The sequence below is a fragment of the Amycolatopsis sp. NBC_01480 genome (assembly GCF_036227205.1).
Lineage (GTDB): Bacteria > Actinomycetota > Actinomycetes > Mycobacteriales > Pseudonocardiaceae > Amycolatopsis.
On the sequence record NZ_CP109442.1, the window covers coordinates 8409100 to 8430623 of the forward strand.

General features: G+C 72.7%; 23 protein-coding genes and 1 pseudogene. 7 read left to right on the forward strand and 17 right to left on the reverse strand.

What is annotated here, in order from left to right; genetic code table 11:
* Position 1: 1 nt before the first annotated feature.
* Together OG371_RS39590 and OG371_RS39595 are read right to left on the reverse strand one after the other, a co-directional pair.
* Positions 2–775 (reverse strand): hypothetical protein, encoded by a 774-nt coding sequence (locus OG371_RS39590; protein WP_329061549.1) that lies wholly within the window; start codon positions 773–775, stop codon positions 2–4.
* Positions 776–826: 51 nt separating this feature from the next.
* Positions 827–1513: a TetR/AcrR family transcriptional regulator gene (locus OG371_RS39595; RefSeq protein WP_329061551.1), complete on the reverse strand. Its 687-nt coding sequence runs from the start codon at positions 1511–1513 to the stop codon at positions 827–829.
* A 90-nt stretch (positions 1514–1603) separates the two neighbouring features.
* Between OG371_RS39595 and OG371_RS39600 the strand changes: the two genes are divergently transcribed.
* Positions 1604–2722, forward strand: a complete 1119-nt coding sequence (locus OG371_RS39600; RefSeq protein ID WP_329061553.1) for an FAD-dependent oxidoreductase — start codon at positions 1604–1606, stop codon at positions 2720–2722.
* A gap of 7 nt (positions 2723–2729) precedes the next feature.
* Here OG371_RS39600 and OG371_RS39605 read toward each other — a convergent pair whose 3' ends face one another.
* The gene (locus tag OG371_RS39605; RefSeq protein WP_329061555.1) at positions 2730–3194 is read right to left on the reverse strand and encodes a MarR family winged helix-turn-helix transcriptional regulator; all 465 of its coding nucleotides are present in this window, start codon (positions 3192–3194) and stop codon (positions 2730–2732) included.
* 205 nt (positions 3195–3399) lie between these two features.
* On the opposite strand from OG371_RS39605, the gene OG371_RS39610 reads away from it, so the two are divergent.
* Positions 3400–3987: a ClpP family protease gene (locus OG371_RS39610; protein ID WP_329061557.1), complete on the forward strand. Its 588-nt coding sequence runs from the start codon at positions 3400–3402 to the stop codon at positions 3985–3987.
* A 76-nt stretch (positions 3988–4063) separates the two neighbouring features.
* Here OG371_RS39610 and OG371_RS39615 read toward each other — a convergent pair whose 3' ends face one another.
* The gene (locus OG371_RS39615) at positions 4064–5272 is read right to left on the reverse strand and encodes an AraC family transcriptional regulator (protein WP_329061559.1); all 1209 of its coding nucleotides are present in this window, start codon (positions 5270–5272) and stop codon (positions 4064–4066) included.
* Between the two features lie 82 nt (positions 5273–5354).
* Here OG371_RS39615 and OG371_RS39620 point away from each other — a divergent pair, with 82 nt between their 5' ends.
* Positions 5355–6176, forward strand: a complete 822-nt coding sequence (locus tag OG371_RS39620; protein WP_329061561.1) for an NAD(P)H-binding protein — start codon at positions 5355–5357, stop codon at positions 6174–6176.
* Positions 6177–6205: 29 nt separating this feature from the next.
* Positions 6206–6682, forward strand: a complete 477-nt coding sequence (locus OG371_RS39625; protein ID WP_329061563.1) for an anthrone oxygenase family protein — start codon at positions 6206–6208, stop codon at positions 6680–6682.
* Between the two features lie 573 nt (positions 6683–7255).
* Here OG371_RS39625 and OG371_RS39630 read toward each other — a convergent pair.
* From OG371_RS39630 to OG371_RS39650, 5 genes and pseudogenes are all read right to left on the reverse strand, one after another.
* A complete protein-coding gene (locus OG371_RS39630; RefSeq protein ID WP_329061565.1) occupies positions 7256–7744 on the reverse strand; it encodes a GyrI-like domain-containing protein in 489 nt (162 codons plus the stop codon).
* A 20-nt stretch (positions 7745–7764) separates the two neighbouring features.
* Positions 7765–8088: a YciI family protein gene (locus OG371_RS39635; RefSeq protein ID WP_329061567.1), complete on the reverse strand. Its 324-nt coding sequence runs from the start codon at positions 8086–8088 to the stop codon at positions 7765–7767.
* 9 nt (positions 8089–8097) lie between these two features.
* Entirely contained in the window at positions 8098–8970 is an 873-nt protein-coding gene (locus OG371_RS39640; protein ID WP_329073388.1) for an alpha/beta fold hydrolase, read from the reverse strand.
* A 12-nt stretch (positions 8971–8982) separates the two neighbouring features.
* A pseudogene (locus OG371_RS39645) lies at positions 8983–10218 on the reverse strand (RNA polymerase sigma factor); the annotation flags it as partial.
* A 77-nt stretch (positions 10219–10295) separates the two neighbouring features.
* Positions 10296–11066, reverse strand: coding sequence for a TetR/AcrR family transcriptional regulator (locus OG371_RS39650; RefSeq protein WP_329061569.1), 771 nt, complete (start codon positions 11064–11066; stop codon positions 10296–10298).
* A 93-nt stretch (positions 11067–11159) separates the two neighbouring features.
* Here OG371_RS39650 and OG371_RS39655 point away from each other — a divergent pair, with 93 nt between their 5' ends.
* Both OG371_RS39655 and OG371_RS39660 read left to right on the forward strand, forming a co-directional pair.
* Entirely contained in the window at positions 11160–13658 is a 2499-nt protein-coding gene (locus OG371_RS39655) for a DEAD/DEAH box helicase (protein WP_442876204.1), read from the forward strand.
* Positions 13655–14302: an SWIM zinc finger family protein gene (locus OG371_RS39660; RefSeq protein ID WP_329061571.1), complete on the forward strand. Its 648-nt coding sequence runs from the start codon at positions 13655–13657 to the stop codon at positions 14300–14302. Before OG371_RS39655 ends, OG371_RS39660 begins: the two co-directional genes overlap by 4 nt.
* Here the strand turns inward: OG371_RS39660 and OG371_RS39665 are convergent.
* The 5 genes from OG371_RS39665 to OG371_RS39685 all read right to left on the reverse strand — a co-directional run bounded on the left by OG371_RS39665 (position 14239) and on the right by OG371_RS39685 (position 17581).
* Positions 14239–14589: a helix-turn-helix domain-containing protein gene (locus OG371_RS39665; RefSeq protein WP_329061573.1), complete on the reverse strand. Its 351-nt coding sequence runs from the start codon at positions 14587–14589 to the stop codon at positions 14239–14241. The genes OG371_RS39660 and OG371_RS39665 overlap by 64 nt on opposite strands.
* A gap of 241 nt (positions 14590–14830) precedes the next feature.
* On the reverse strand, positions 14831–15628 hold the full coding sequence (locus OG371_RS39670; protein ID WP_329061575.1) for an SDR family NAD(P)-dependent oxidoreductase: 798 nt from the start codon (positions 15626–15628) through the stop codon (positions 14831–14833).
* 37 nt (positions 15629–15665) lie between these two features.
* Positions 15666–16241 (reverse strand): DUF4865 family protein, encoded by a 576-nt coding sequence (locus tag OG371_RS39675; RefSeq protein ID WP_329073390.1) that lies wholly within the window; start codon positions 16239–16241, stop codon positions 15666–15668.
* Positions 16242–16299: 58 nt separating this feature from the next.
* The gene (locus OG371_RS39680; RefSeq protein ID WP_329073391.1) at positions 16300–17157 is read right to left on the reverse strand and encodes a TIGR03620 family F420-dependent LLM class oxidoreductase; all 858 of its coding nucleotides are present in this window, start codon (positions 17155–17157) and stop codon (positions 16300–16302) included.
* A gap of 91 nt (positions 17158–17248) precedes the next feature.
* Positions 17249–17581 carry an ArsR/SmtB family transcription factor gene (locus tag OG371_RS39685; protein ID WP_329061577.1) on the reverse strand — a complete coding sequence of 111 codons (333 nt, stop codon included), beginning with the start codon at positions 17579–17581 and terminating at the stop codon, positions 17249–17251.
* Between the two features lie 124 nt (positions 17582–17705).
* Here OG371_RS39685 and OG371_RS39690 point away from each other — a divergent pair, with 124 nt between their 5' ends.
* Positions 17706–18596, forward strand: coding sequence for a helix-turn-helix transcriptional regulator (locus OG371_RS39690; protein WP_329061579.1), 891 nt, complete (start codon positions 17706–17708; stop codon positions 18594–18596).
* Here OG371_RS39690 and OG371_RS39695 read toward each other — a convergent pair.
* The 3 genes from OG371_RS39695 to OG371_RS39705 are packed head-to-tail and all read right to left on the reverse strand — an operon-like array spanning position 18584 to position 21515.
* Positions 18584–19258, reverse strand: coding sequence for a class I SAM-dependent DNA methyltransferase (locus OG371_RS39695; protein WP_329061581.1), 675 nt, complete (start codon positions 19256–19258; stop codon positions 18584–18586). The two genes, OG371_RS39690 and OG371_RS39695, sit on opposite strands and share 13 nt — an antisense overlap.
* Before the next feature lie 51 nt (positions 19259–19309).
* A complete protein-coding gene (locus OG371_RS39700) occupies positions 19310–20926 on the reverse strand; it encodes an acyl-CoA dehydrogenase family protein (RefSeq protein WP_329061583.1) in 1617 nt (538 codons plus the stop codon).
* Positions 20910–21515, reverse strand: a complete 606-nt coding sequence (locus OG371_RS39705) for a TetR/AcrR family transcriptional regulator (protein WP_329061585.1) — start codon at positions 21513–21515, stop codon at positions 20910–20912. Before OG371_RS39705 ends, OG371_RS39700 begins: the two co-directional genes overlap by 17 nt.
* Between the last annotated feature and the right edge of the window lie 9 nt (positions 21516–21524).

A 21524-nucleotide genomic window follows, 5' to 3' on the forward strand; every position in this document is an offset into this window, starting at 1 on the left:
CTCAGTCCCCGGACGGCTGCAGGATGCTTCCCACCACGCTGAACGCCTCGCCGCACACGCCGCAGGTGATGTCGCCGAGGTCGAAGACGGACAGCGCCGCGCGGATCCGCCGGGGTTTCGGGCACCGGCAGACGGCGGCGAAGTAGTTGGCGCCGCCGCGGTGCGCGCCGCGGCCGTCGACCGGGGCGACGTTGACCGGCGGCAGGACCGGCTGCTCGGGATCGCCGGGCTCGCCCAGGTCGTCGGGTGGCGGGGAGGCGCGGTCCTGGGCCCGCTGCGCGACCTCGGTTTCGGTGTGGCGCCAGACTTTCAACGCGTTTTCGAGGACGGCGAGCTGATCGTGGTACGAGGCCACGGTCGCGGGCCGCGCGGTGGTGACCGACCAGCCGATCCGGTCGGCCTGCTCGGCGTCCACCCCCAGTTCGTGGGCGAGCGCGACGAACTTCTTGTTGTGGTACCGGCCATCGCTGACGTCGACGATGTCGCGGGTCGCGGCGAGGCCGTGTGCCGCCTCGTGCAGAGTGGTCCCGAGGATGGCGGCGGCGGGACGGCGCAGCCCCTCGCCGCCGAGGAAGAACTCCGCCCGCGGCTCACGGCCTTCACCGACGTGCCAGCGGGACCGCGCGAAGTGGCCGTGAATCTCGGTGGTGGTGCCCATCGTCCCGGACGCGAGCACGAGAATGGCGTCGGGCACGTCCGGGTGCCGGCGCCGGACCTCGGCCCAGAGCTGCTCCATCGCGTGCATCACGCGGGTTGTCGGCCCCAGTTCGTCCACCGGGTCATGGTGGCAAATCTTCCCGCTTAAGCGGTAACCGGCGCGCCGGGTTCACCGTGGCGCGACGCCGTTCAGCACCTGCTCAAGGCCGGTCTCGAACTCGGTGTCCCGGTCGGGGTGGGTGGTCTCGCGCACGACGCGTTCGAGCGTGGGGTAGCGGCCGGTGGCGAACACCCGCTCCAGGTACGGCCCGGACGCCTGGAGCCACTGGCCCTCGTCCTGGCCGGAGGCGCGTTCGACGCGGCGGCCGGTGACCTCGTCGCGGACCGCGCCGATGACGTAGGAGTTCACCGTGTGCATGGCCTGCATGGCCGCTTCGAGGCTGCCGAAGTCGCCGAGCGCGGCGAGCGTGGCCTCCATGTAGGCCAGCGCGTTCGGGCCGAGGCTGGGACGGCCGCCGATCAGGTCGGCGAACCACTCGTGCCGGTGGGCGGTGTGGCGCAGGGAATGGGCGATGCCGCGCATGGCGGTCCGCCAGTCGTCGTCCGGGGCGGGGCGGTCCAGCTCGGCGTACAGCGCGTCGGCCATGAGGTCGAGCAGCTCTTCCTTGGTGTCCAGGTAGCCGTATAGCCGCATGGGCCCGGCGCCGAGCGCGGCCGCGACCTTGCGCAGCGACACCGCTTCGAGGCCGTCCGCGTCGGCCAGCTCGCAAGCCGCGGCGACGATCGCTTCGCGGCTCAGCGGACTGGGCGCGGGGCGCGCCGGCGGCTCGGGCCGCTCCCACACGAGCTCGCTCATCGTTCTCCTTCGGTTCGGTGGGGTAACGATACAACGCCCCGTTCGATACAGTGTATTGTGGAGATACAGCGTATCGAAGGAGAGTGCTTCATGACCCACATCGCCATCGCCGGAGCCGGGCTCGGCGGCCTCACGCTCGCCCGCGTCCTGCACGTCCACGGCATCGAGTCCGTGGTCTACGAGCGCGACGCCTCGCCCACCGCGCGGGTCCAGGGCGGCAGCCTCGACCTCACCGTCGAGGCCGGGCAGCGGGCCCTGCACGAGGCCGGCCTGACCGAGGGCTTCCGCGCCATCGCCCGCCCGGACGGCCAGGACCTGGTGGTGTACGACCACACCGGCGCCCTGATGCTGCGCAAGGACACCCCGGACGAGGCGGAGCCGTTCGAGCGTCCCGAGGCCGACCGGCCGGCGCTGCGCAAGCTGCTGCTCGACTCGCTGCCGCCCGGCACCGTCCACTGGGGACAGGCCGTGGTGGAGGCGGTGCCGCTGCCCGGCGGCCGGCACCGGCTGCGGCTGTCCGACGGCACGACCACCGAATGCGACCTGCTGGTGGGCGCGGACGGCGCGTCGTCGCGGATCCGCCCGCTGGTCACGCCCGAGGAGCCGGTGCACTCAGGCGCGAACGCCGTCTCGCTCAACATCCCGGCCATCGACCGCGACCACCCGGTGCTGTCGGAGCGGGTCGGGCGCGGCAGCCTCATGGTGATCGGGGTGAACCGCGCGCTCTCGGCCCAGCGCAGCGGCGATGGCAGCGTCCGGGTCAACCTGACGGTGCGCGGCGGCGAGGACTGGTTCAGCACCTCGGGCATCCCGTTCGACGACCCGGCCGCCACCCGCGCGGCGCTCAAGCAGCTCTACGCGGACTGGTCGCCGGATTTCGTCGAGCTGGTGGACGCGGCGACCGGGCCGGTGATGCAGGTCCGGGTGGCCGCCCTGCCGGTGGGCCTGAGCTGGGAGAACATCCCGGGCGTGACGGTGCTCGGGGACGCCGCGCACCTGATGTCGCCGTTCGCCGGGCTGGGCGCGAACCTGGCCATGCTGGACGGCGCGGAGCTGGCGCTGGCCATCGCGGCCGGCACCCCGATCGCGGACTTCGAGGCGAAAATGCAGGCTCGGGCGGCGGAAGCGGCCGCGGAGTCCGCCGCGAACCTCGAGGTGTTCCTGTCCCCGCAGGGCGCCGCGGGGGTGGCGGAGCTGATGGCGGGCTGAGCGCGCCTCAGCTCCGGCGCTGGGCCTGGAGGTGGTCCAGCATCCGGTCGAGGTACCCGGTCAGCTGCGCGCGCTCGGCCGCCGAGAGCGGGGCGGTGACGGTGTCCTGGACGTCGTCGAGCGTCCGGCTCATGCGGTCGAGCTGCGCGCGGCCCTCGGGGGTGAGGGTGATGACGTTGCGGCGCCGGTCGGCCGCGTCGGGCTCGCGGTGGACCAGGCCGCGGGCGGCGAGCTCGTTGACCGCCTCGACGACGTAGCTGCGGTCGATGCGGCAACGGCGCCCGAGCGTGGCCTGGCTGCCGGGGCCGAACTCGTCGAGCGCGGCCAGCAGCGCGTAGTGGTAACGGCGGAACTCGCCGGCGTCGAAGGCGGCGCCCAGCACGTGCCCGACCTGCGTGGCCAGGTGCGTGAGCAGCCAGCTGGGGCGGCCGCGCAGGAGGGCGGGGGTGCGGTCGTCCGCCGGGGTGTCCATGGCGGAGAGCGTAACAAGATTTGTTGGCCGGGCCCACGATCGCTTCGCGGTAGCTGCCTGGCGCACCTACCTCACCGGCCGCGTTCGCCGGGATGATCGCCACGAGCGAACCCCGCACGCCGTGAGCGAACGCCGCCCCTCCGGCGGTCCCGCGCGCCCTACGTTCGGTCAGGACAAGGGATCCGAACACAGGCAGGAGACGACGATGACCGCGGTACCGGTGCTGGAAGTCCAGGGTGGACAGTCGCCCAACGACTCGGTGTACGAGCAGCTGCTGCGCGACCGCATCGTGTTCCTCGGCACGGAGGTCAACGACGAGGTGGCGAACCGGATCACCGCGCAGCTGCTGCTGCTCGCGGCCGACGACGCCGAGAAGGACATCACCTTCTACATCAACTCACCCGGCGGCTCGGTCACCGCGGGCATGGCGATCTACGACACGATGCGGCTGGTGAAGCCGGACGTGGCCACCTGGGGTCTGGGGTTCGTCGCGTCGATGGGGCAGTTCCTGCTGTCCTCGGGCACCCCGGGCAAGCGGTACCTGCTGCCGAGCACGCGGGTGGTGATGCACCAGCCGTCGGCGGGGATCTCGGGCGCGGCGAGCGACATCGCGATCCAGGCCGAGGTGTTCGGGAAGATGAAGCGGCGGATGGCGGAGATCACCGCGCGCCAGACCGGGCAGACGGTCGAGCGCATCACAGCCGACGCGGACCGCGACCGCTGGTTCGACGCCGAAGAGGCGCTGGCGTACGGGTTCGTGGACCACGTCGTCGCCGGTGAGACGGTCGCCTGAGCCGGGTCTCGGTGCCGGAGCCGCGCGTGGGGTACGCGGCTGCGGCATCTTCGGGTTCAGGCAGGTTCGGGCGGGCTCAGGCGGGTACGCGGGTGCGGTATTGCTGGGGGCTGCGGCCGTACTCGCGTTTGAAGGCGGCGCTGAGCGCGAACGAGCTGCCGTAGCCGACCTGGCGGGCGATCGCGCCGATCGTGGCGTCGGGATGCTGGCGCAGCAGGTCCGCGGCCAGCGCCAGGCGCCACGCGGCGAGGTAGGCCATCGGCGGCTCGCCGACGGTGCCGGTGAACCGCCGGGCCAGCGCGGCCCGGGAGACACCGGTGCCGGCGGCGAGCCCGGCCACGGTCCACGGCCGGTCGGGCTGGTCCTGCAACAGCCGTAACGCCTGGCCGACAACGGCGTCTTCGTGCGCCCGGTACCAGGCCGGCGCGGCGGAGTCCGGCCGGGCGAACCAGGTCCGCAGCGCGGCGATGAGCAGCAGGTCCAGCAGCCGGTCGAGAACGGCTTCCTGACCAGGCACGTCACGCCCGATCTCCTCGGCGAGCAGGGGCACGAGCGGACTGTCCCACTCGTCCGCGCGCACCACCAGCACCTGCGGCAACGCGGCGAGCAACCGGCGCGACACCTCGCCGACGGCCGGGTAGGTGCCGGTGAGCAGCACAGTCTCGACGCTGGTCTCGCTGTTTGCCTCGCCGCCGGTGTCGCCGCTTGTCTCGCCGCCGGACTGGCCGCGGGTAGCACCACCCGTCTCGCTGGCGGCCTTGTCGCCCGACTCGCCGCCTGGCTCGCTATGGGTAGCGCCGCCTGACCTGCCACGGGCGGCGCCGCCCGTCTCGCTGGCGGTGTTATCGGCTGACTCGCCGCCTGGTTCGCCACGAGTAGCACCGCCGGACTCGCTGGCGGTCTTGCTGCGTTGCTCACCGCCGGCCGTGCCGTCGGCCGTGCTGCTGCCCCAGGTGCGGACACCGGTGTCGACGAGGTCGGTGAGGTGCTCGCCGTCGGGGGTCCGGCATTCCTGCCCGGGCAGGATCACTGCCTGCGGCGGGGTGGCGGGGTGGTCGGCGAACAGGTACGGCTCGGGGCCGCGGACGATCGCGATGTCACCCGCGACCAGCCGGGACGGTGCGCCGTGGTCGGGCACGATCCACGCGTGGCCGGTCACCACGGCCACGAGCGTGAGCGGCGCGCGGTCCTCGATGCGCAGCGACCACGGCGGGCGCAGCACCGAGCGGAGCAGGAACGCCCCGTGGGCGCGGGGGCCGTCGAGCAGGGCGGCGAGCGGGTCCATGCCAGTCATCGTAGACGCTGAAACATGATATCGAGCTCGTGAACCATGGAACGTCTCACTCCGCTGAGCTTGACTCGCTGACATGACTTCCGAAACGACAACCCTGGTCCTGGGCGGCACGGGCAAAACAGGCCGGCGAGTGACCCGGCTGCTGACCGAGCGCGGCGTCCCGGTGCGGCCGGTCTCGCGCGCGAGCGAGCCGCGGTTCGACTGGGCGGACGAGAAGACGTGGGAGCCAGTGCTCGATGGCGCCGCCGCGGTGTACGTGACCTTCTACCCCGACCTGGTCGTGCCGTGGGCGGCGCCGACCATCCGGGCGTTCTGCGAGCAGGCCGTGGCAAGTGGGGTGCGGCGGATCGTGCTGCTGTCCGGCCGCGGCGAGCCGGACGCGGCAGTCAGCGAGCAGGTCGTGCGTGCGTCGGGTGCCGAGTGGACGGTGCTGCGCGCGAGCTGGTTCTTCCAGAACTTCAGCGAGGACTTCCTGCTCGGCCCGGTGCTCGACGGCGAGATCGCGTTGCCGGCGGGCGAAGTGGCTGAGCCGTTCGTGGATGCCGACGACGTGGCCGAGGTCGCCGTCACGGCGCTGACGACGGACGCTCTGGTCGGCCGGACGTTGGAGCTGACCAGTCCCCGGCTGCTGACTTTTGCCGCTGCCGCAGCCGAAATCTCCTCGGCTGCGGGGCGGGATGTCCGCTACCGTCCGGTTTCCGTGGGGGAGTTCGTCCGGCTGGCGACGGCGTCGGGGATGTCGGCGGACGAGGCCGCGATGCTCGCGGAGCTGTTCACGCGAGTGCTGGACGGCCGGAACTCGTCCATCACCGATGACGTGGAGAGGGCACTGGGGCGGCCCGCGCGGGACTTCGCGGCCTACGCCCGGGCCGCGGCGGAGGCCTGGGCGCGATGACGGTTTCGGCTGCGGGAAAGGAAAAAACGATGTCCTCGGTGTCCGGAATGGTCCTGGTGGCGGCGATCGTCGCGGCGGGGCTGATCGCGGGTTTGTTCTACGCGTACGCGGTGTCGGTGATGCCCGGCCTGGCGCGAGCGGACGACCACACCTTCGTCACGGCCATGCGGCAGATCAACGTCGCGATCGTCAACGGCTGGTTCCTGCTCACCTTCCTCGGCGCCCCACTCCTCGCCGCCGCGGCCGCGGTCCTGCACCTGCCCGCGGACGGACGCCGCGCGCTGCCGTGGCTGATCGCGGGTTTTGCGCTGCTGCTGGTGATGGTCGTGATCACGGCGGCGGTGAACATCCCGATGAACAACGCGCTGGAAAACGGCACCGCGCCCCTGGCCGAACTGCGCGCTCGTTTCGAGACCGTCTGGGTGCGCTGGAACCTGCTACGCGCCTTGGCATCAACGGCGGGCTTCGGCTGCCTCCTCGGTGGATGGCTGGCCCGGGGCCGTTGAACGAGCCGGGCCGCCGCCCTCGGCCGGACCAGCTCGACACTTCGCCAGACCAACCGCCGCTGCCCGACTCGACAGACTCGCCCCAGTTCAACCCAGCGGACTCGGCATTGCCCGAACGAGAGCGGCCGCTGCCGACCTGGCCCAGATCAGCTGACTGGCCCGGACCGACCGAGTCAGTTCCACCGGGCCGGGCTGGACCCAGGCGGATCGGCTCAGCCCGGCCCGAATCGGCAGCGGCTGCCGGTCCGGCGGAGTCCGCCCGGCCGAGCAAACCGGCCCTGCCGAGCGAGCGAAGTCTGCCGAGCCGGCGAAGTCTGCCGATCCAGCTCGATCGCCCTGGCGATACGAGCTCGGCTGCGCCGAGTCAGTTCGGCCAGAGCGAGCCGGCCGAACTGGGGCCGAGCTCCTCAGCCAGGCCAGGCTGGGGTTGGCAGAGCCTGCGAGGCGGTGTCGGCCCAGCCCAGCCAGCCGGGCTAGGCCTAGTCGGTCGCGCCGGGCCAGCTTGGCCGGAGCGAGTCAGCTGAACTGGGCCCCAGCCGGCCAGGCCGGGCAGGCCAGGTCGGGCGGAGCGAGTCAGTCGGCGAGGCGGAAGTACAGGTCGGTCTCCCATTTGGTTGCGTCGGGTTCCTGGCGGGGGTCGGTGCGGTAGACCTCGAGGCGGCCGGTCCAGTGTTCGCCGTCGGGGGTTTCGGTGCGGTCCCAGCGGACGCCTTGCTGTTCGCCCCAGGACAGGACGGCGGCGGTGGCGGCGTAGAGGCCGTCGGGGGCGCCGTGGTGGGTGGTCATGGCGTACTTGCCGCCGGGCACGACGTCGGTGAAGTACTCGTCGCCGAGGTCCACGGGGTCCTCGATGGGGACGCCGGCTTCCACGGTCAGGCTGCTCATGCCCGGCCCGATCACGAGGTAGCGGAAGAACGGCGCACCGGCGGGCGTGACGCCCCGGGCGGCGAGCGCGGCCACGATCGCGGCGATGCGGTGGGCGACTTCGCGCAGGCCTTCGACGGTGACGGTGGCGCGGTATCCCGCGTAGCGCTGGGCGGGACGGTCCACAAAGGACGGCATAACGCTTCTCTCCTCGGTGCTCAGCCCAGCATGGGGCGGATTTCGATGGTGCCGTACGCGGCGGCGGGGTGGCGGGAGGCGATGTCGACGGCCTCGTCCAGGTCGGCGCAGTCGATCACGGCGTAACCGCCGATCTGCTCCTTGCTCTCGGCGAACGGGCCGTCGCTGAGCTGGACGTCGCCTCCGCGGACGCGGACGGTGGTGGCGGAGGCGGGCGGGTGCAGGCCTCCGCCACCGACGAGGACGCCGCGGGCGAGCAGGTCGTCGGACCAGCCGCCGCAGCCGATCGCGAGCTGTTCTTCGGTCGGTTCGCCTTCGCCGGCGATCATCAGCAGGTAGCGCACGGGTTTCTCCTAGTGCTGCTCGAGGACGGCGGTCAGCTGCTCCGCGAACGGGCCCGGCTCGCCGGCGAAACCGCCGTGGTCGCCGGGGAACGGGACGGGCTCCTGGCCGAGGTCGCGGGCCAGCCCGAGGCCGGCGGTGTGGGCGGGGGTGCCTTCGGCAGCGGCGCCGACCGCGACGACGAGACGCGTGGGGGAGGCGCGCAGGGCGTCGAGGTCGGGCTCCCACTGGCCGATCGCCGCCATCAGGTGGCCGAAGAAGAAGCCGAGGTTGGCCTGCATCCGTTTGCCCTGCTCGATTTCCTCGGGCGTGGGGGCGGCGGGCGGGGGCGGGACCTCGAAGCCGGTGCCGGCCATGAACGCGGCGAACGCGGCCTCGGTGCCGTGCTCGCGGTAGATCGCGGGGATGTCCGGGACGTCGGCGAGCATCTCGCCGAGGTAGCGGGAGACCGGCGGCTCGTGCGCGACCAGGGTGCGGACCTGGCCGGGGTGGCGCTTGAGGTGCTCGAGCATCGTGATCGCGCCGCCGCTGTTGGCGAACACGTACGCGGGCTCGCCGCCGATCTCGGCCAGCAGGCGGTGCACGTCGTCGGCGTGGTCGCCCACCAGGTCGGGCCCGGGCTCACCGGTGACGGCGCTGCGCGAGATGCCGCGCGGGTCGAACGTGACCACGGTGTACCGGCTGGTCAGCAGCGGGCGCAGGCCGGTGAACGCGGTGGCGTCGGCGGGGCCGCCGGGCACCAGGAGCAGCACCGGGCCGCTGCCCTCGAGGTCGTAATGCAGTTCGGTGCCGGGCAGCCGCAGGGTCTTGCTGATCACGGGGTGTCCTTCCGTCGGGTGGGTCGGTTCGCCCAGCCGACGAACGGCGGGGGCCGGGACCGACACCCCGGCGCCGGGCAATTCCGAGATCCGGCGGGTGAGGTAGGCGCGTTCGGCTCCGGTGCCCGCCAGCGCCAGCGCTTCGGTGTACGCAGCGCGGGCTTCGGCGGTGCGGCCGAGGCGGCGCAGGAAGTCGGCGCGGGTGGCGGGCAGCAGGTGGTAGCCGGCCAGGTCGCCGCGGGCGGTCAGCTCGTCGGCCAGCGCGAGCCCAGCCGCGGGGCCCGCGGACATGCCGACGGCGACGGCGCGGTTCAGCTCGACGACCGGCGTCGGCAGGTGTTTCAGCAGTTCGCGGTAGAGCCCGGCGATCTGCGGCCAGTCACTGCCCTCGGGGGTGTGGCAGGCCGCGATGGCGGCCTGGATCTGGTAGCGCCCGGGCTCACCGCGGCGCAAGGCGGCTTCCAGAAAGGCGGTGCCTTCGGTGATGGCCGCGGTGTCCCAGCGGGCGCGGTCCTGCTCGTCGAGCGGGACCAGATCGCCGTCGGACGTGACGCGGGTGTCGCGCCGGGCGTGCTGCAGCAGCATGAGCGCGAGCAGGCCGGCGGCTTCCGGTTCCTCCGGCATGAGCGCGGCGAGCACCCGGGCCAGGCGGATCGCCTCGGCCGCGAGGTCCGGGCGTTGCAGGTCCGGGCCGGCGCTGGCCGAGTAGCCCTCGTTGAACAGCAGGTAGAGCACGCCGAACACGGCGGCCAGCCGCTCGGGCAGCAGGTGTGCGGGCGGGACGCGGTAGGGGATGCCCGCGGTGCGGATCTTGCGTTTCACCCGGACCAGCCGCTGGGACATGGTGGGCTCGGGCACGAGGAACGCCCGGGCGATCTCCGCCGTGCTGAGCCCGGCGAGGGTCCGCAGCGCGAGCGCGACCTGGGCCTCCACGGCCAATGCCGGGTGGCAGCAGGTGAAGATCAGCCGCAGCCGGTCGTCCGGCACCCCGCTCTCCTCGGTCCCATCACTGGGCCCGGGTTCGTCGGGAACGATCAGGCGCGCGGCCTCCCGGAGTTTCCCGGCGCCCACCGTTTCGCGCCGGATCCGGTCGATGGCGCGGTTGCGGGCAGTGGTGGTGAGCCACGCCCCGGGGCGTGCGGGGACCCCGTCGCGCGGCCAGGTGCGCACGGCGAGGGCGAAGGCGTCCTGAACGCACTCCTCGGCCAGGTCCCAGTCGCTGGTGACCCGGATGAGCGTGGCCACGACGAGGGCCCGCTCCTCCCGGAACGCCTGGGCGACGGCGGCCTCGGCCGTGCGTCTGTCCGCTTCCACCTCAAACCCCCTCCGGTGACGGCCCAGTGCCGGCACCCGCAGTGAACCTAACCCGGGGGACCGACAGTTTCCGCTCGTCAGCCCCTCGATACGAGATGTTCGACGCCGTCGAGGATGCGCGCGAGGCCGAACCGGAAGTGGTGCTCGGGGTTGTCCGCGGCGCCGTAGGCCTGGCCGGCGGAGGTGCCGACGCGGCTCGCGCGCGGGTAGTTCGCGGGGTCGGCGGCGGGGATCTCGGCCAGGACCGGGGCGCTGCGCTCCCACCACTCGCCGTCGGTCAGTCCGCTGCGGCGGACCACGCGCACGGCGTCGACCGAGCCGCGGGCAGCGCCGCGCACGAACCCGGTGAGCAGGCTGACCACGGCGTCGAGTTCGAGATCGCCGAGGCCGAGCCCGTCGAGCGCGGTCAGCTCGCGTTCGTACTTGGCGAAGGTGTTCGGCCCGAGCGGCGGGCGGCCGACGGTGACCTGCAGCAGCCACGGATGCCGGTGGTAGAGCTGCCAGAGGTCCTCGGCGACGGCGGTGACCGCGTCCCGCCAGCCGGTGGCGGGCAGCTCGTCGGGCAGCTCGCCGTGGGCGCGGTCGAGCATCAGGTCGACCAGCTCGGCGTGGCTGGGCACGTACGTGTAGAGCGACATCGGGGCGACGCCCAGGTCGTCGGCGATCCGGCGCATGGTGACCGCCTCCAGGTCGTCGGCGTCGGCCAGCCGGATCGCGGCGGTGACCACGTCGTCGACCGTGAGCTTGGGCTTCGGGCCGCGCCGCGGCGGTCCGGGCACGCCCCAGAGCAGCTCGATGGCCCGCCGCGGGTCGCCGGCGCCGGTGTACTCGGTGCTCATCCCGGACATTCTGCCCGCCACTTCCTCGTACGCCGTACAGAGTTCTGGTATTTTCATGGTACAACGTACGGAAATCATGGGGGTGGGCAGCTGAAGGCCGTGATCGCAGAGCCTGGCCAGGTCGTTTTCTGGGCGCCGGACGGGGGTGACCCCGGTGGTCCCGGCGCCGCCGGCGTGGTGCGGCTGGTACTGGCGGACGGGATCCGCGAGGTGCCCGCGCGTCGCCTGCCCATCGCGGAGGCGGTGCCGGTGCTGCTGGCGATGCCACCAGACAGCGACGAATCGGCCATTTTCTGGGCTACGGCGGCAGAAGCCGGCGTACGGCTGCGTGAAGCCGGGTGGACGGGCCCGCTGGAGCCGGCCGAGGACCGCTGGCTGCGCCGCCTCGCCGAAGCCATGCCGCCGCACGCCCACGCCGCCCCGGTCCCGGGCGACGACACCCGCCTGCCCGAGCCGTACCCGTTGCTGCTGCGGTTCCTGGGCGACGTCGCGGGCCTGACGGTCCGGGTGTCGCTGCGGGTGGAGGCGGAAGACCCGGCCGGCGGCCGTTTCCGTGCGGTCGTGCAGGTGCACGGCGGGGCGGAGCCGCTGGTGGACGCCGCGCGGCTGTGGGAGTCCGGGGACCAGGAGGCGCGCCACGAGGTGGTGCTGGCGCTGCGCCGGGCCGCGGAGGTGTGGCCGCCGCTGGCGCCGTTGCTCTCGGCCGCGGTGCCGGCCGAATTGCCGCTCGGGGACGAAGAAGTGGTCGAGCTACTGTCTTCCGGCGCGGGCCGCCTCGCCGAAGCGGGCATCAGCGTGCACTGGCCCGCCGAGCTGACGGGCCTGACCGCGCGCGCCGTAGTGGCGGCCGGGGACGCGCCCGGCGACGTGCCGTCGTTCTTCGGCGGCGGCCGGGTGCTGGAATTCGACTGGCAGCTCGCCCTCGGCGGCGCAGTACTGAGTGCGGCGGAGCTGGACGAGCTGGCCGAAGCGCGGCGTCCGGTGGTCCGGCTGCGAGACCGCTGGGTGCTGCTCGATCCGACGTCCGCGGACCGGGCCCGGGAGCGGACGCTGAAGCCGCTGACGGCCGTCGACGCGCTCGGCGCGGTGCTGGCCGGGACGACGGAGGTCGACGGCGAGCTGGTGGAGGTCGTCACCGACGGCTGGCTGGAGACGGTGCGGGAGCGGCTTTCCGAGGTGCCCGAGCCGGGGGAGCAGCCGCCGGGGCTGGCCGCCACGCTGCGCGACTACCAGCTGCGCGGCCTGCGCTGGCTGAGCACCGTGACCGCGCTCGGGCTGGGCGGCTGCCTCGCCGACGACATGGGGCTCGGCAAGACCGTCACGCTCATCGCGCTGCACCTGCACCGCGGCGGCGGCCCGACGCTGGTGGTCTGCCCCGCGTCGCTGCTGGGCACGTGGGAGGCGGAGATCCACCGGTTCGCGCCCGGCGTCGGCGTCCGCCGCTTCCACGGCGGTGAGCGGTCCCTCGAAGACCTCGACGGCTTTGTCCTCACCACCTACGGCACCCTGCGCTCGGACCCAGGGCCGCTCGCCGGGATCGAGTGGGACCTGCTCGTGGCCGACGAGGCCCAGCACGTGAAGAACCACCGCTCCGAGACGGCGAAGACGTTGCGGCAGTTGCGGTCCTCGGCCCGCGTCGCGCTCACCGGCACCCCGGTGGAGAACACGCTGTCGGAGCTGTGGGCGATCCTCGACTGGACGACGCCGGGCCTGCTCGGCACCCACGCGGAATTCCGCGACCGGTGGGCGAAACGCGTCGAGGCCGGCACGGACCCGGCGGCGGCGGGGCGGCTTTCCCGGCTGCTGCGGCCGTTCCTGTTGCGGCGCCGCAAGTCCGACCCGGGCATCGCGCCCGAGCTGCCGGCCAAGACGGAGACCGACCGGCCGGTGTCGCTGACCACCGAGCAGGCCGCGCTCTACGAGGCGGCGGTGCGGGAGCTGATGGCGGAGGTCGGCGCGGCCGACGGGATGGCGCGGCGCGGCCGGATCGTCAAGCTGCTCACCGCGCTCAAGCAGATCTGCAACCACCCCGCGCAATACCTCAGGGAAGACGCTGACACCCCGCTGTCCGGCCGGTCCGGGAAGCTCGAGCTGCTCGACGAGCTGCTGGACACCATCCTCGCCGAAGACGGGGCGGTACTGGTGTTCACCCAATACGTGGTGATGGCCCGCCTGCTGGAGCGGCACCTGGCCGCACGCGGGATCGGCGCGCAGCTGCTGCACGGCGGCACCCCGGTCCGGCAGCGGGAGGAGCTGGTGCGCCGTTTCCAGGACGGGGCGGTGCCGGTGTTCCTGCTCTCGCTCAAGGCGGCCGGGACCGGGCTGACGCTGACCCGCGCCGACCACGTCGTGCACTACGACCGCTGGTGGAACCCGGCGGTGGAGGACCAGGCGACCGATCGGGCGTACCGGATCGGGCAGACCCGGCCGGTCCAGGTGCACCGGCTCGTCGCGGAGGGCACCGTCGAGGATCGGATCGCGTTGATGCTGCGGGAGAAACGGGCGCTGGCCGACGCGGTGCTGACCGGGGGCGAGGCGGCGTTCACCGAGCTGTCCGACGCCGAACTTTCGGAGCTGGTCCAGCTGAGGAGGCACGGATGACCGAGCGGGTGCGGGGTTTCCCCGCGTTCCCGGCGCGCGCCGGCCGGGGCCCGTTCGCGCGCTCCTGGTGGGGCCGCGCGTGGCTGCGGGCGATGGAGGACACGGCGCTGGACCAGCGGCAGCTGCGGCGCGGGCAGCGGTACGCGGCGGCAGGCCTGGTCGGCCCGATCGCGGTCAGCCCGGGCCGGATCGCGGCGACGGTGGACGACACCGACGGCGGCCCGTACCGCACGTCCCTGCGGCTGGCGGAACTGTCCACAACGGACTGGGACCGACTGCTCGGCCATGCCGCGGACCGGGCGGCCCACCTGGCCGCGCTGCTGGACCGCGACCTGCCGCCGGAGCTGGCCGACGACGTGGGGCTGCTGCCCGGCATCGGCGACCTCGACCCGGAGTGCGACTGCCCCGGCTGGGAGCTGCCCTGCCGGCACGCCGCGGCGCTGTCGTTCCAGGTTTCGTGGCTGCTCGACGCCGATCCGTTCGTGCTGCTGCTGATGCGGGGGCGCACCGAGCGCGAGGTGCTGGACGAACTGGGCCGGCGGACCTCGCGCCCGCCGGAAGGGGTGCTTGCCGCGGACGCCTACGCCCGCGCCGTGCCGCCGTTGCCGGACCTCGCGGAGTTCATGCCGGTGCCACGGCACTGACCGCCGTCATTCAGCAGTGTCGCGGTCGGAGCCTGCCGGAAACGCCCCGGCGCGACGCCGTACTCGCGGCGAAACGCACTGGAGAGGGCGAATTCGGTCGAGTACCCGACCTGACGGGCGATCGCCAGCGACGCGTCGGTCTCCCGCAGCAGCCGGGCGCCGCGCCCGAGCCTGGCGACGGTCCACGCGTGTTCCGGGTGCTCGTGGATCTGCCGCAGCGCGGCGGCGATCGCCGGATCGGCGGTGCCCGGCTGGGTCTCGTGCTGGTCGTGCCACTGCCGCAGCACCTGGACCAGGCTCGGGGTACCGGTCGCAATCCGGCGAGACGGCGATGAGGCCGGGCAGCGCGCGGAGGTACTGCGGCACGCGGCCGTACTCCATCCGGTAGGCCCCGCACAGGAACTCGAAGTCGCACGGCCCCGGCGCGGGCGGGATCGGGCCCATCTCCGAAGGCGGCCCGGACCATCCGGATGACCTCGCTCAGCACGTCCATGCCGCCATGCTGATCAGCGGCGGGCCGCCGGCGGCTCAGGTGTGGGTGCCACCGTCGATCCGGATTTCGGTGCCGGTGATGAACTCGCCGTCGTCCGAGACCAGCATGGCGACGACGCCCGCGACCGCCTCCGGCCTGGCCATCGGCGCGCCGATCTCGGCGGTGACGTCGGTGGGCAGGATCGGCAGCAGCCGGCCGAACAGCGTCCAGTCGACGTCCTGCGGCATCCAGGTCGCGGCGCTGTCGGTGATGCCGCTCTTGACGCTGCCCGGCGCGACACTGACCACGCGCACCCCTTGCTTCGCGTACTCCAGCGCCAGCGAGTGCGTGAGCGCCTGGATGCCGCCCTTGCTGGCGGAGTACGCCGCCATGTACGGGTGGGCGAAGCTGGCCGAGGTGGAGCTGAAGTTCACCACCACGCTCTTGCCGGCGGCGATCAGCGCGGGCAGCGCTTCCCGCGTGACGAGGAACGTGCCGGTCAGGTTGACCGCGATGATCCGGTTCCAGAACTCCAGCGACGTCTCGTGGGTGTGCGAGGCCCGCAGGATGCCGGCGGCGTTGACCAGCGCGTCGAGCCCGCCGAGGTGTGCGATCGCCGCCGCGGTGCCCTCGGCCACGGACTGCTCGTCGCCGACGTCCATCAGCAAGGTCTCCAGCCTGGCCTTGGACTCCGGCTCGGACTCGGCGAGTTCGGCGGTGCCCTTGAGGCCGTCGACCGAGACATCGGTGGCGACCACCCGCGCGCCCTCGGACAGCAGCCGCAATGTGGTGGCCCGGCCGATGCCCGAACCGGCACCGGTGACCAGGATCCGGCGATCGTGCAAGCGTGTCATCGTCCTCCTTCGGCCGTACTGATCACCGTAGGAGACTTCACCACTGTTGACCATGCCCCAGCGAAGCCAGCTCCGGCGCCGAAACGTGCCCGACGCGGTAGCGCACCGGGTCCTCGGCCGGCGCGGTGTCCTGCCACAGCGTGTACCGCACCAGCTCCCACGCGCGTGGGTCGATGACCAGCGCCGTGGAGTGCACGCCGTCGCGCCGCGCGTGGTCCCGCAGCGCCTCGAGCTCCGGCCGGACGACGTCCGCGGGCCATGTCTCGCGGGGGATCAGCTCCGTGCGCTTCCCGGCCGCGCGCGGCGTTTCGCCGAACGCCGGCCCGGGCTCGAACGCCAGCACGGTCCAGTGCTGCACCGGCGGACGGCCGAAGTCGTCGATGATGCCGCGGTACCCGCCGTCCCACAGGAAGGAGTGCATGCCCGCCGGGTCGTGCCAGAGGTAGAAGGGGGAGTACTGGTTCAGCTCCGACCCGTCGACGCCGCGCTCGCGCACCCCGTACGCCTTGAGCCCGAGGCCCGGCAGGCCGTCCAGCAGCGGTCCCCGGGTCCGCACCCGGTGGTGGATCACCTCCATGTCGTAGTCCGCGGGCAGGGTGATCTCGTAGTGCATGGCGTGCACGGCGGGCCTCCGTTCGTCCCGTACATACTAGTAGGTACAGAGCCTTTTCTCAGCCGGGCAGCAGGGCCTCGGCGAGACGGCGCCACTGCGGCATCGCCGATCCGCCGGGCTCGGTGCCGAGCACCTGGATGCCGACGTGGTCGGCGCCGGCGTCGAGGTGCTCGTTCAGCTTGCGGGTGATCGTGTCGAGGTCGCCCCAGAAGACGAGGTCGTCGACGAGCCGGTCGCTGCCGCCGTCGAGGTCGGCCTCGGTGTAGCCCAGGCGCAGGAACTTGGCGATGTTGTACCGCTGGGTGAAGTACACGTGCAGGTGCTCCCGCGCGATCGCGCGCGCCCGGTCCGGGTCGGTTTCGAACAGCACGGCGTGCTCGACGCCGAGGAAAGCCTTGTCTCCCAGCACTTCCCGGGCTTGGGCGGTATGCGACACGGTGACGTGGTAGGTGTGCGCGCCGTCGGCCCGCTCGGCGGCCAGCTGCAGCATCTTCGGCCCGTACGCCGCGAGCAGCCGCCGCATCGGGGCCTCCGGCAGCGGGTTGGCGCTGGTCGTGGCGTCCAGCTCGTCGAGGTACCCGGCCATCGCGTCCAGCGGTTTGACGCCGGGGCGCGCATCACCGACGCCGAGGCCGAGCAGGTGCCGGCCAGGGTAGGCGTCCGCCAGCAGCACGGCGGCACCCTGAGTCCAGCGCGGCTCGCGGGACCAGATCTTCGCGATGCCGTTGACGATCCGGATCCGCTCGGTGGCCGAGAGCAGGAACCCGGCGTGGGTCAGCGCCTCGCGCCCGTCCCGCTCCGGGATCCAGAACGCCGGCCAGCCGAGGCCCTCCAGCTCCTGGATCGAGTCCCGCATCCGGCTCGCCGGCTGGTCTTCGAAGTCGAACGTCCAGATCCCGAAGCGCCCCAGGTCCATTCCGTCGATCGCGCCCATGTCTCCTCCAGCCGGGTGGGTGACTCAACGGATCGAAGTATCGCAGAACTTCGATATGAGTCTCCGGCGAGGGTCAGAGCGACTGGCCGAGCGCGCCCACGATCCAGGAGATCCGCTCTTCGTCGCGCCGGTAGTGCGTCCACTTCCCGACCCGGGTGGCGCGGACCAGCCCGGCCCGTTGCAGAACCGCCATGTACGCCGACACGGTGGACTGCGCGAGCCCGGTCTTGGCCTGGATGTGGCTGACGCACACCCCGACCTCGTGCGGGTCGGCGATCCCGTCCTCGACGGGAAAATTGCGCTCCGGCTCGCGCAGCCACTGCAGCAGCTGGAGGCGCACGGGATTGGCGAGCGCCTTGAACACGTCAAGCAGCTCGTCGGGCGAGGGTTCGGCTGAGGTCGTCATAGCTGATCAAGCCCGAGTATAGGGCCGTGCCGACGATTCGCGGACTGTCGATGCCACGCCGAGGGGGACGGATTGGGCCACCTTCGCCGCGCCCGTGCCGATGTGGATGTCCGACACTGCGGTCATGACCGCAGAGGAGACACCGTCCGCACTGGCCCAGTTCCTGCGTTCCGCGCGCTCCCGGCTCAGCCCGGACGACGCGGGGCTGGGGGAGGAGGGCACCGGCCGCCGTCGCGTGCCCGGGCTGCGGCGGGAGGAACTCGCCCGGCTGGCCGGCGTGAGCGTCGACTACTACACGCGCCTCGAACAGGGCCGCAGCCCGAGCGCGTCCGCCGCGGTCCTCGACGCGCTGGCCACCGCCCTGCACCTCGACGACGCGGAACGAGCCCACCTGCACACCCTCGCGCGGCCCGTCTCGGCCCAGCGCAAGCGCCGGGCCCGCCCGCAGCGGGTCCACCCCGTCACCCTCGACCTGCTCGACACCTTCGAAACGGTGCTGCGCCCGGCTTTTGTCCTCGGCCGGCGCCTGGACGTGCTCGCCCACAACCGCCTCGCCGGCCGGCTGATCACCGACTTCCGGTCCCTGCCCGCCGCGGACCGCAACCAGGCCCGGTTCGTCTTCCTCGACCCGCACGCCCGGGAGCTGTACACGGACTGGGCGGCCGTCGCCGCCGACACCGCCGCCATGCTGCGCCTCGACGCCGGCCGCCACCCCGATGACCCGGCGCTCGGCGCGCTCGTCGGCGAGCTGTCCATCCAGAGCCCGGAGTTCCGCCGCTACTGGTCCGACCAGCGGGTCCACCAGCGCACCACCGGCACCAAGGGCTACCACCACCCGCTGGTCGGCGACCTCACCGTCACCTACCAGGCCCTCACCCCGGGAGACGACGCCGAGCAGATCCTGTTCGTCTACCACACCGAACCGGGCAGCCCGTCCGAAAACGCGCTGCGGCTGCTGACCGCGGCGGAGGCCGACGCACCGGCGAACACCCGGGCCGAGTCCTACCCGTCCTGAACGCAGCCCTTGCGCGCCACCAAGTACGCCTGCGGCACCTTCTCGTGCGGCGGCTCCGGCGCCCGGACCAGGCGGGACTCGATGGTGAACCCGGCGTCCGCCGCCAGCTGCTCGATCAGCTCCGGCCGCAGGCGGTACGCGTCGAGGGAAAGGCCCTCGTGGCCGTACCCCTGCTCGATGTGCCGCACCTCGTCACCCACCTGGAAGGCCAGCAACAGCCGCCCACCCGGCAGCAGCACCCGCGCCAGCTCCGCGAACACCTCCGGCAGCCGGGCCGGCGGCGTGTGGATGATCGAGTACCACGCCAGTGCGCCCGCGAGCGACTCGTCCGCCAGCTCCAGCGCCAGCAGCGAACCCACCTCGAACTTCAGCCCCGGCCACGCCCGCCGCGCGACCTCCACCATGCCGGGGGAGAGGTCCACCCCGAACACGTCCAGCCCCAGCGACGCCAGGTACCCGGCGATCCGCCCCGGCCCGCACCCCAGGTCGCCCACCGGGCCGGCCGCGCCCACCAGCTCGGCGAACGCGTTCAGCATCGCGCGGTCCCAGGTGCTCTCCGCGAGCATGCCCTCCGCGATCTCGGCGTAGCTCGCGGCGACGGTGTCGTAGGCGGTCCGCGTCGCGGACACGAAACCGGGCTGGGCATCGGGGGAGACGGTCATGACCGCTGACCCTAAACCCTTGCCCGCCAACGCGTCCGCGAAACGCCGGGACTACACCCGGGCCCGGTCGATGATCGCCGAAGTGTCCGTGCCGGCCGGCAGCGTCCCGAACGCGATGCCCCAGTCACCGGCGAACCGCGACGCGCAGAACGCGTCCGCCACCGCCTGGTTCCCGTCGCGCACCAGCAGGGAACCCTGCAGCACCAACGCCATCGACTCCACCACCCGCCGCGCCCGGAACTCGATGTCGTCCACATCGGACAGTTCCTTCTTCAGCCGGCCCACCGCGTCGTCCAGCCGCGAATCCGCGCCCGAAGCCAGCTCGACCTCCGCGAAGTACGCCGCCACCGACTCCGGCTGACGCGCCATCGCCCGCAACGCGTCCAGCGCCGCCACGTTGCCCGAGCCCTCCCAGATCGACATCAGCGGCGCCTCCCGGTACAGCCGCGGCATGCCCGACTCCTCGACGTAACCGTTGCCGCCAAAGCACTCCAGCGCCTCCGCCGCGTGCGCCGGCGCCCGCTTGCACACCCAGTACTTCGTCACCGCCAGCCCCAGCCGACGGAACGCCTGCTCCTGCTCGTCACCCGTCCGGTCGCCCGCCGCCGCCAGCCGCATCGCCACCGTGGCCGCCGCGTCCGACTCCACCACCAGGTCGGCCAGCACGTTCGCCATCAACGGCTGGTCCACCAGCGACTTCCCGAACGCCTGCCGGTGCGTCGCGTGGTGCACCGCCCGCACCGCGCCCAGCCGCATGCCCGAAGCACTGCCCAGCGCGCAGTCCAGCCGCGTGTTGTTCACCATCTCGATGATCGTGCGGACCCCGCGGCCCTCCTCGCCGACCAGCCAGCCCACCGCGTCCTCGTACTCGATCTCCGACGACGCGTTCGACCGGTTGCCCAGCTTGTCCTTCAGCCGCTGCAGCCGGATCGGGTTCCGGCTGCCGTCCGGCAGCACGCGGGGGAGCAGGAAACACGACAACCCGCCCGGCGCCTGCGCCAGCGTCAGGAACACATCCGACATCGGCGCCGAGGTGAACCACTTGTGGCCCACCAGCCGATAACTGCCGTCACCCGCCGGCCGCGCCGTCGTGGTGTTCGCGCGGACGTCCGAGCCACCCTGCTTCTCGGTCATCGACATACCCGCGATCAGCCCGCGCTTCGAGCTCGGCTCGCGCAACCCGAAGTCGTACTCCGTCGACGCCAGCAGCGGCTCGAACCGCTCGGCCAGCTCCGGCGTCGCCCGCAACGCCGGCACGGCGGCGTAAGTCATCGAGATCGGGCAGGTGTGCCCGGCCTCCACCTGACCCCACACGTACAGCTTCGCCGCCCGCGCCGCATGCGCACCGACCCGACTGTCCCGCCACGGAGCCGCCTGAAGACCGTGCGACACCGCAACACGCATCAGGTCGTGCCAATGCGGATGGAACTCGACCTCGTCGATCCGATGCCCGTACCGATCGTGCGTGCGCAGCACCGGCTCGTTCTCGTTGACGATCCGGCCCCACTCCTGCGCCTGCTCACCACCGGCCAGCCGGCCCAGCTCGTGCAGCTCGTCCACGGCCCAGCCGGCGTCCGCGCGGCCGACGGCCTCCAGCAGCGCCGGATCGTCCGCGACGTCGTAGACCAACGGCGGCACCTGGTTGGTGACTTCATGCGTGACGGACATCCGAACCTCCCAAGGACCGCACGACAAACGTGCGCAACTCGACGACATCAGCGGTCCCGCCACTGGTCAGCGGGCCGATCAGCACCTCGGCCGCAGCACCCACCAAGGCGGCGGCGGTGATCTTCGCGTCCTGCGCGGGCAGCACACCCGCCCGTACGCCATCGGCAACGTGCTCGGCCACGACATCCCGGAACGCCCGCCGGAACTCCAGCCGCTCCGCATCGATCAGCGCGTCCACCGGCTCCGCCAGCAGCGCGTACGCCAAGCGCGGCGCCTTCAACGCCCGCGCGGCGAACGTCTCGAACACCGCGACCACTCGGCCGGCTGCGTCCCCGGGCCGCTCCGACGCCGCGCGCACCGCCTCGACCTCACGGGACACGACCTGCCGGAACACCCGCACCACCAGCTCGGCCTTGGTGGGGAAGTGGCGGTACACCGTGCCCACCGCGATCCCGGCCCGCTCCGCGACCGCGGCTACCGAACACCCCGCGTACCCGTGCTCGGCCAGCTGCTCCATCGCCGCGACGACGATCGAGTCGCGCAACGCGTCCAGCCGCTCCTGCACCTTCGGGGTCCGTCGGTAGGGCATGTCAAGAAG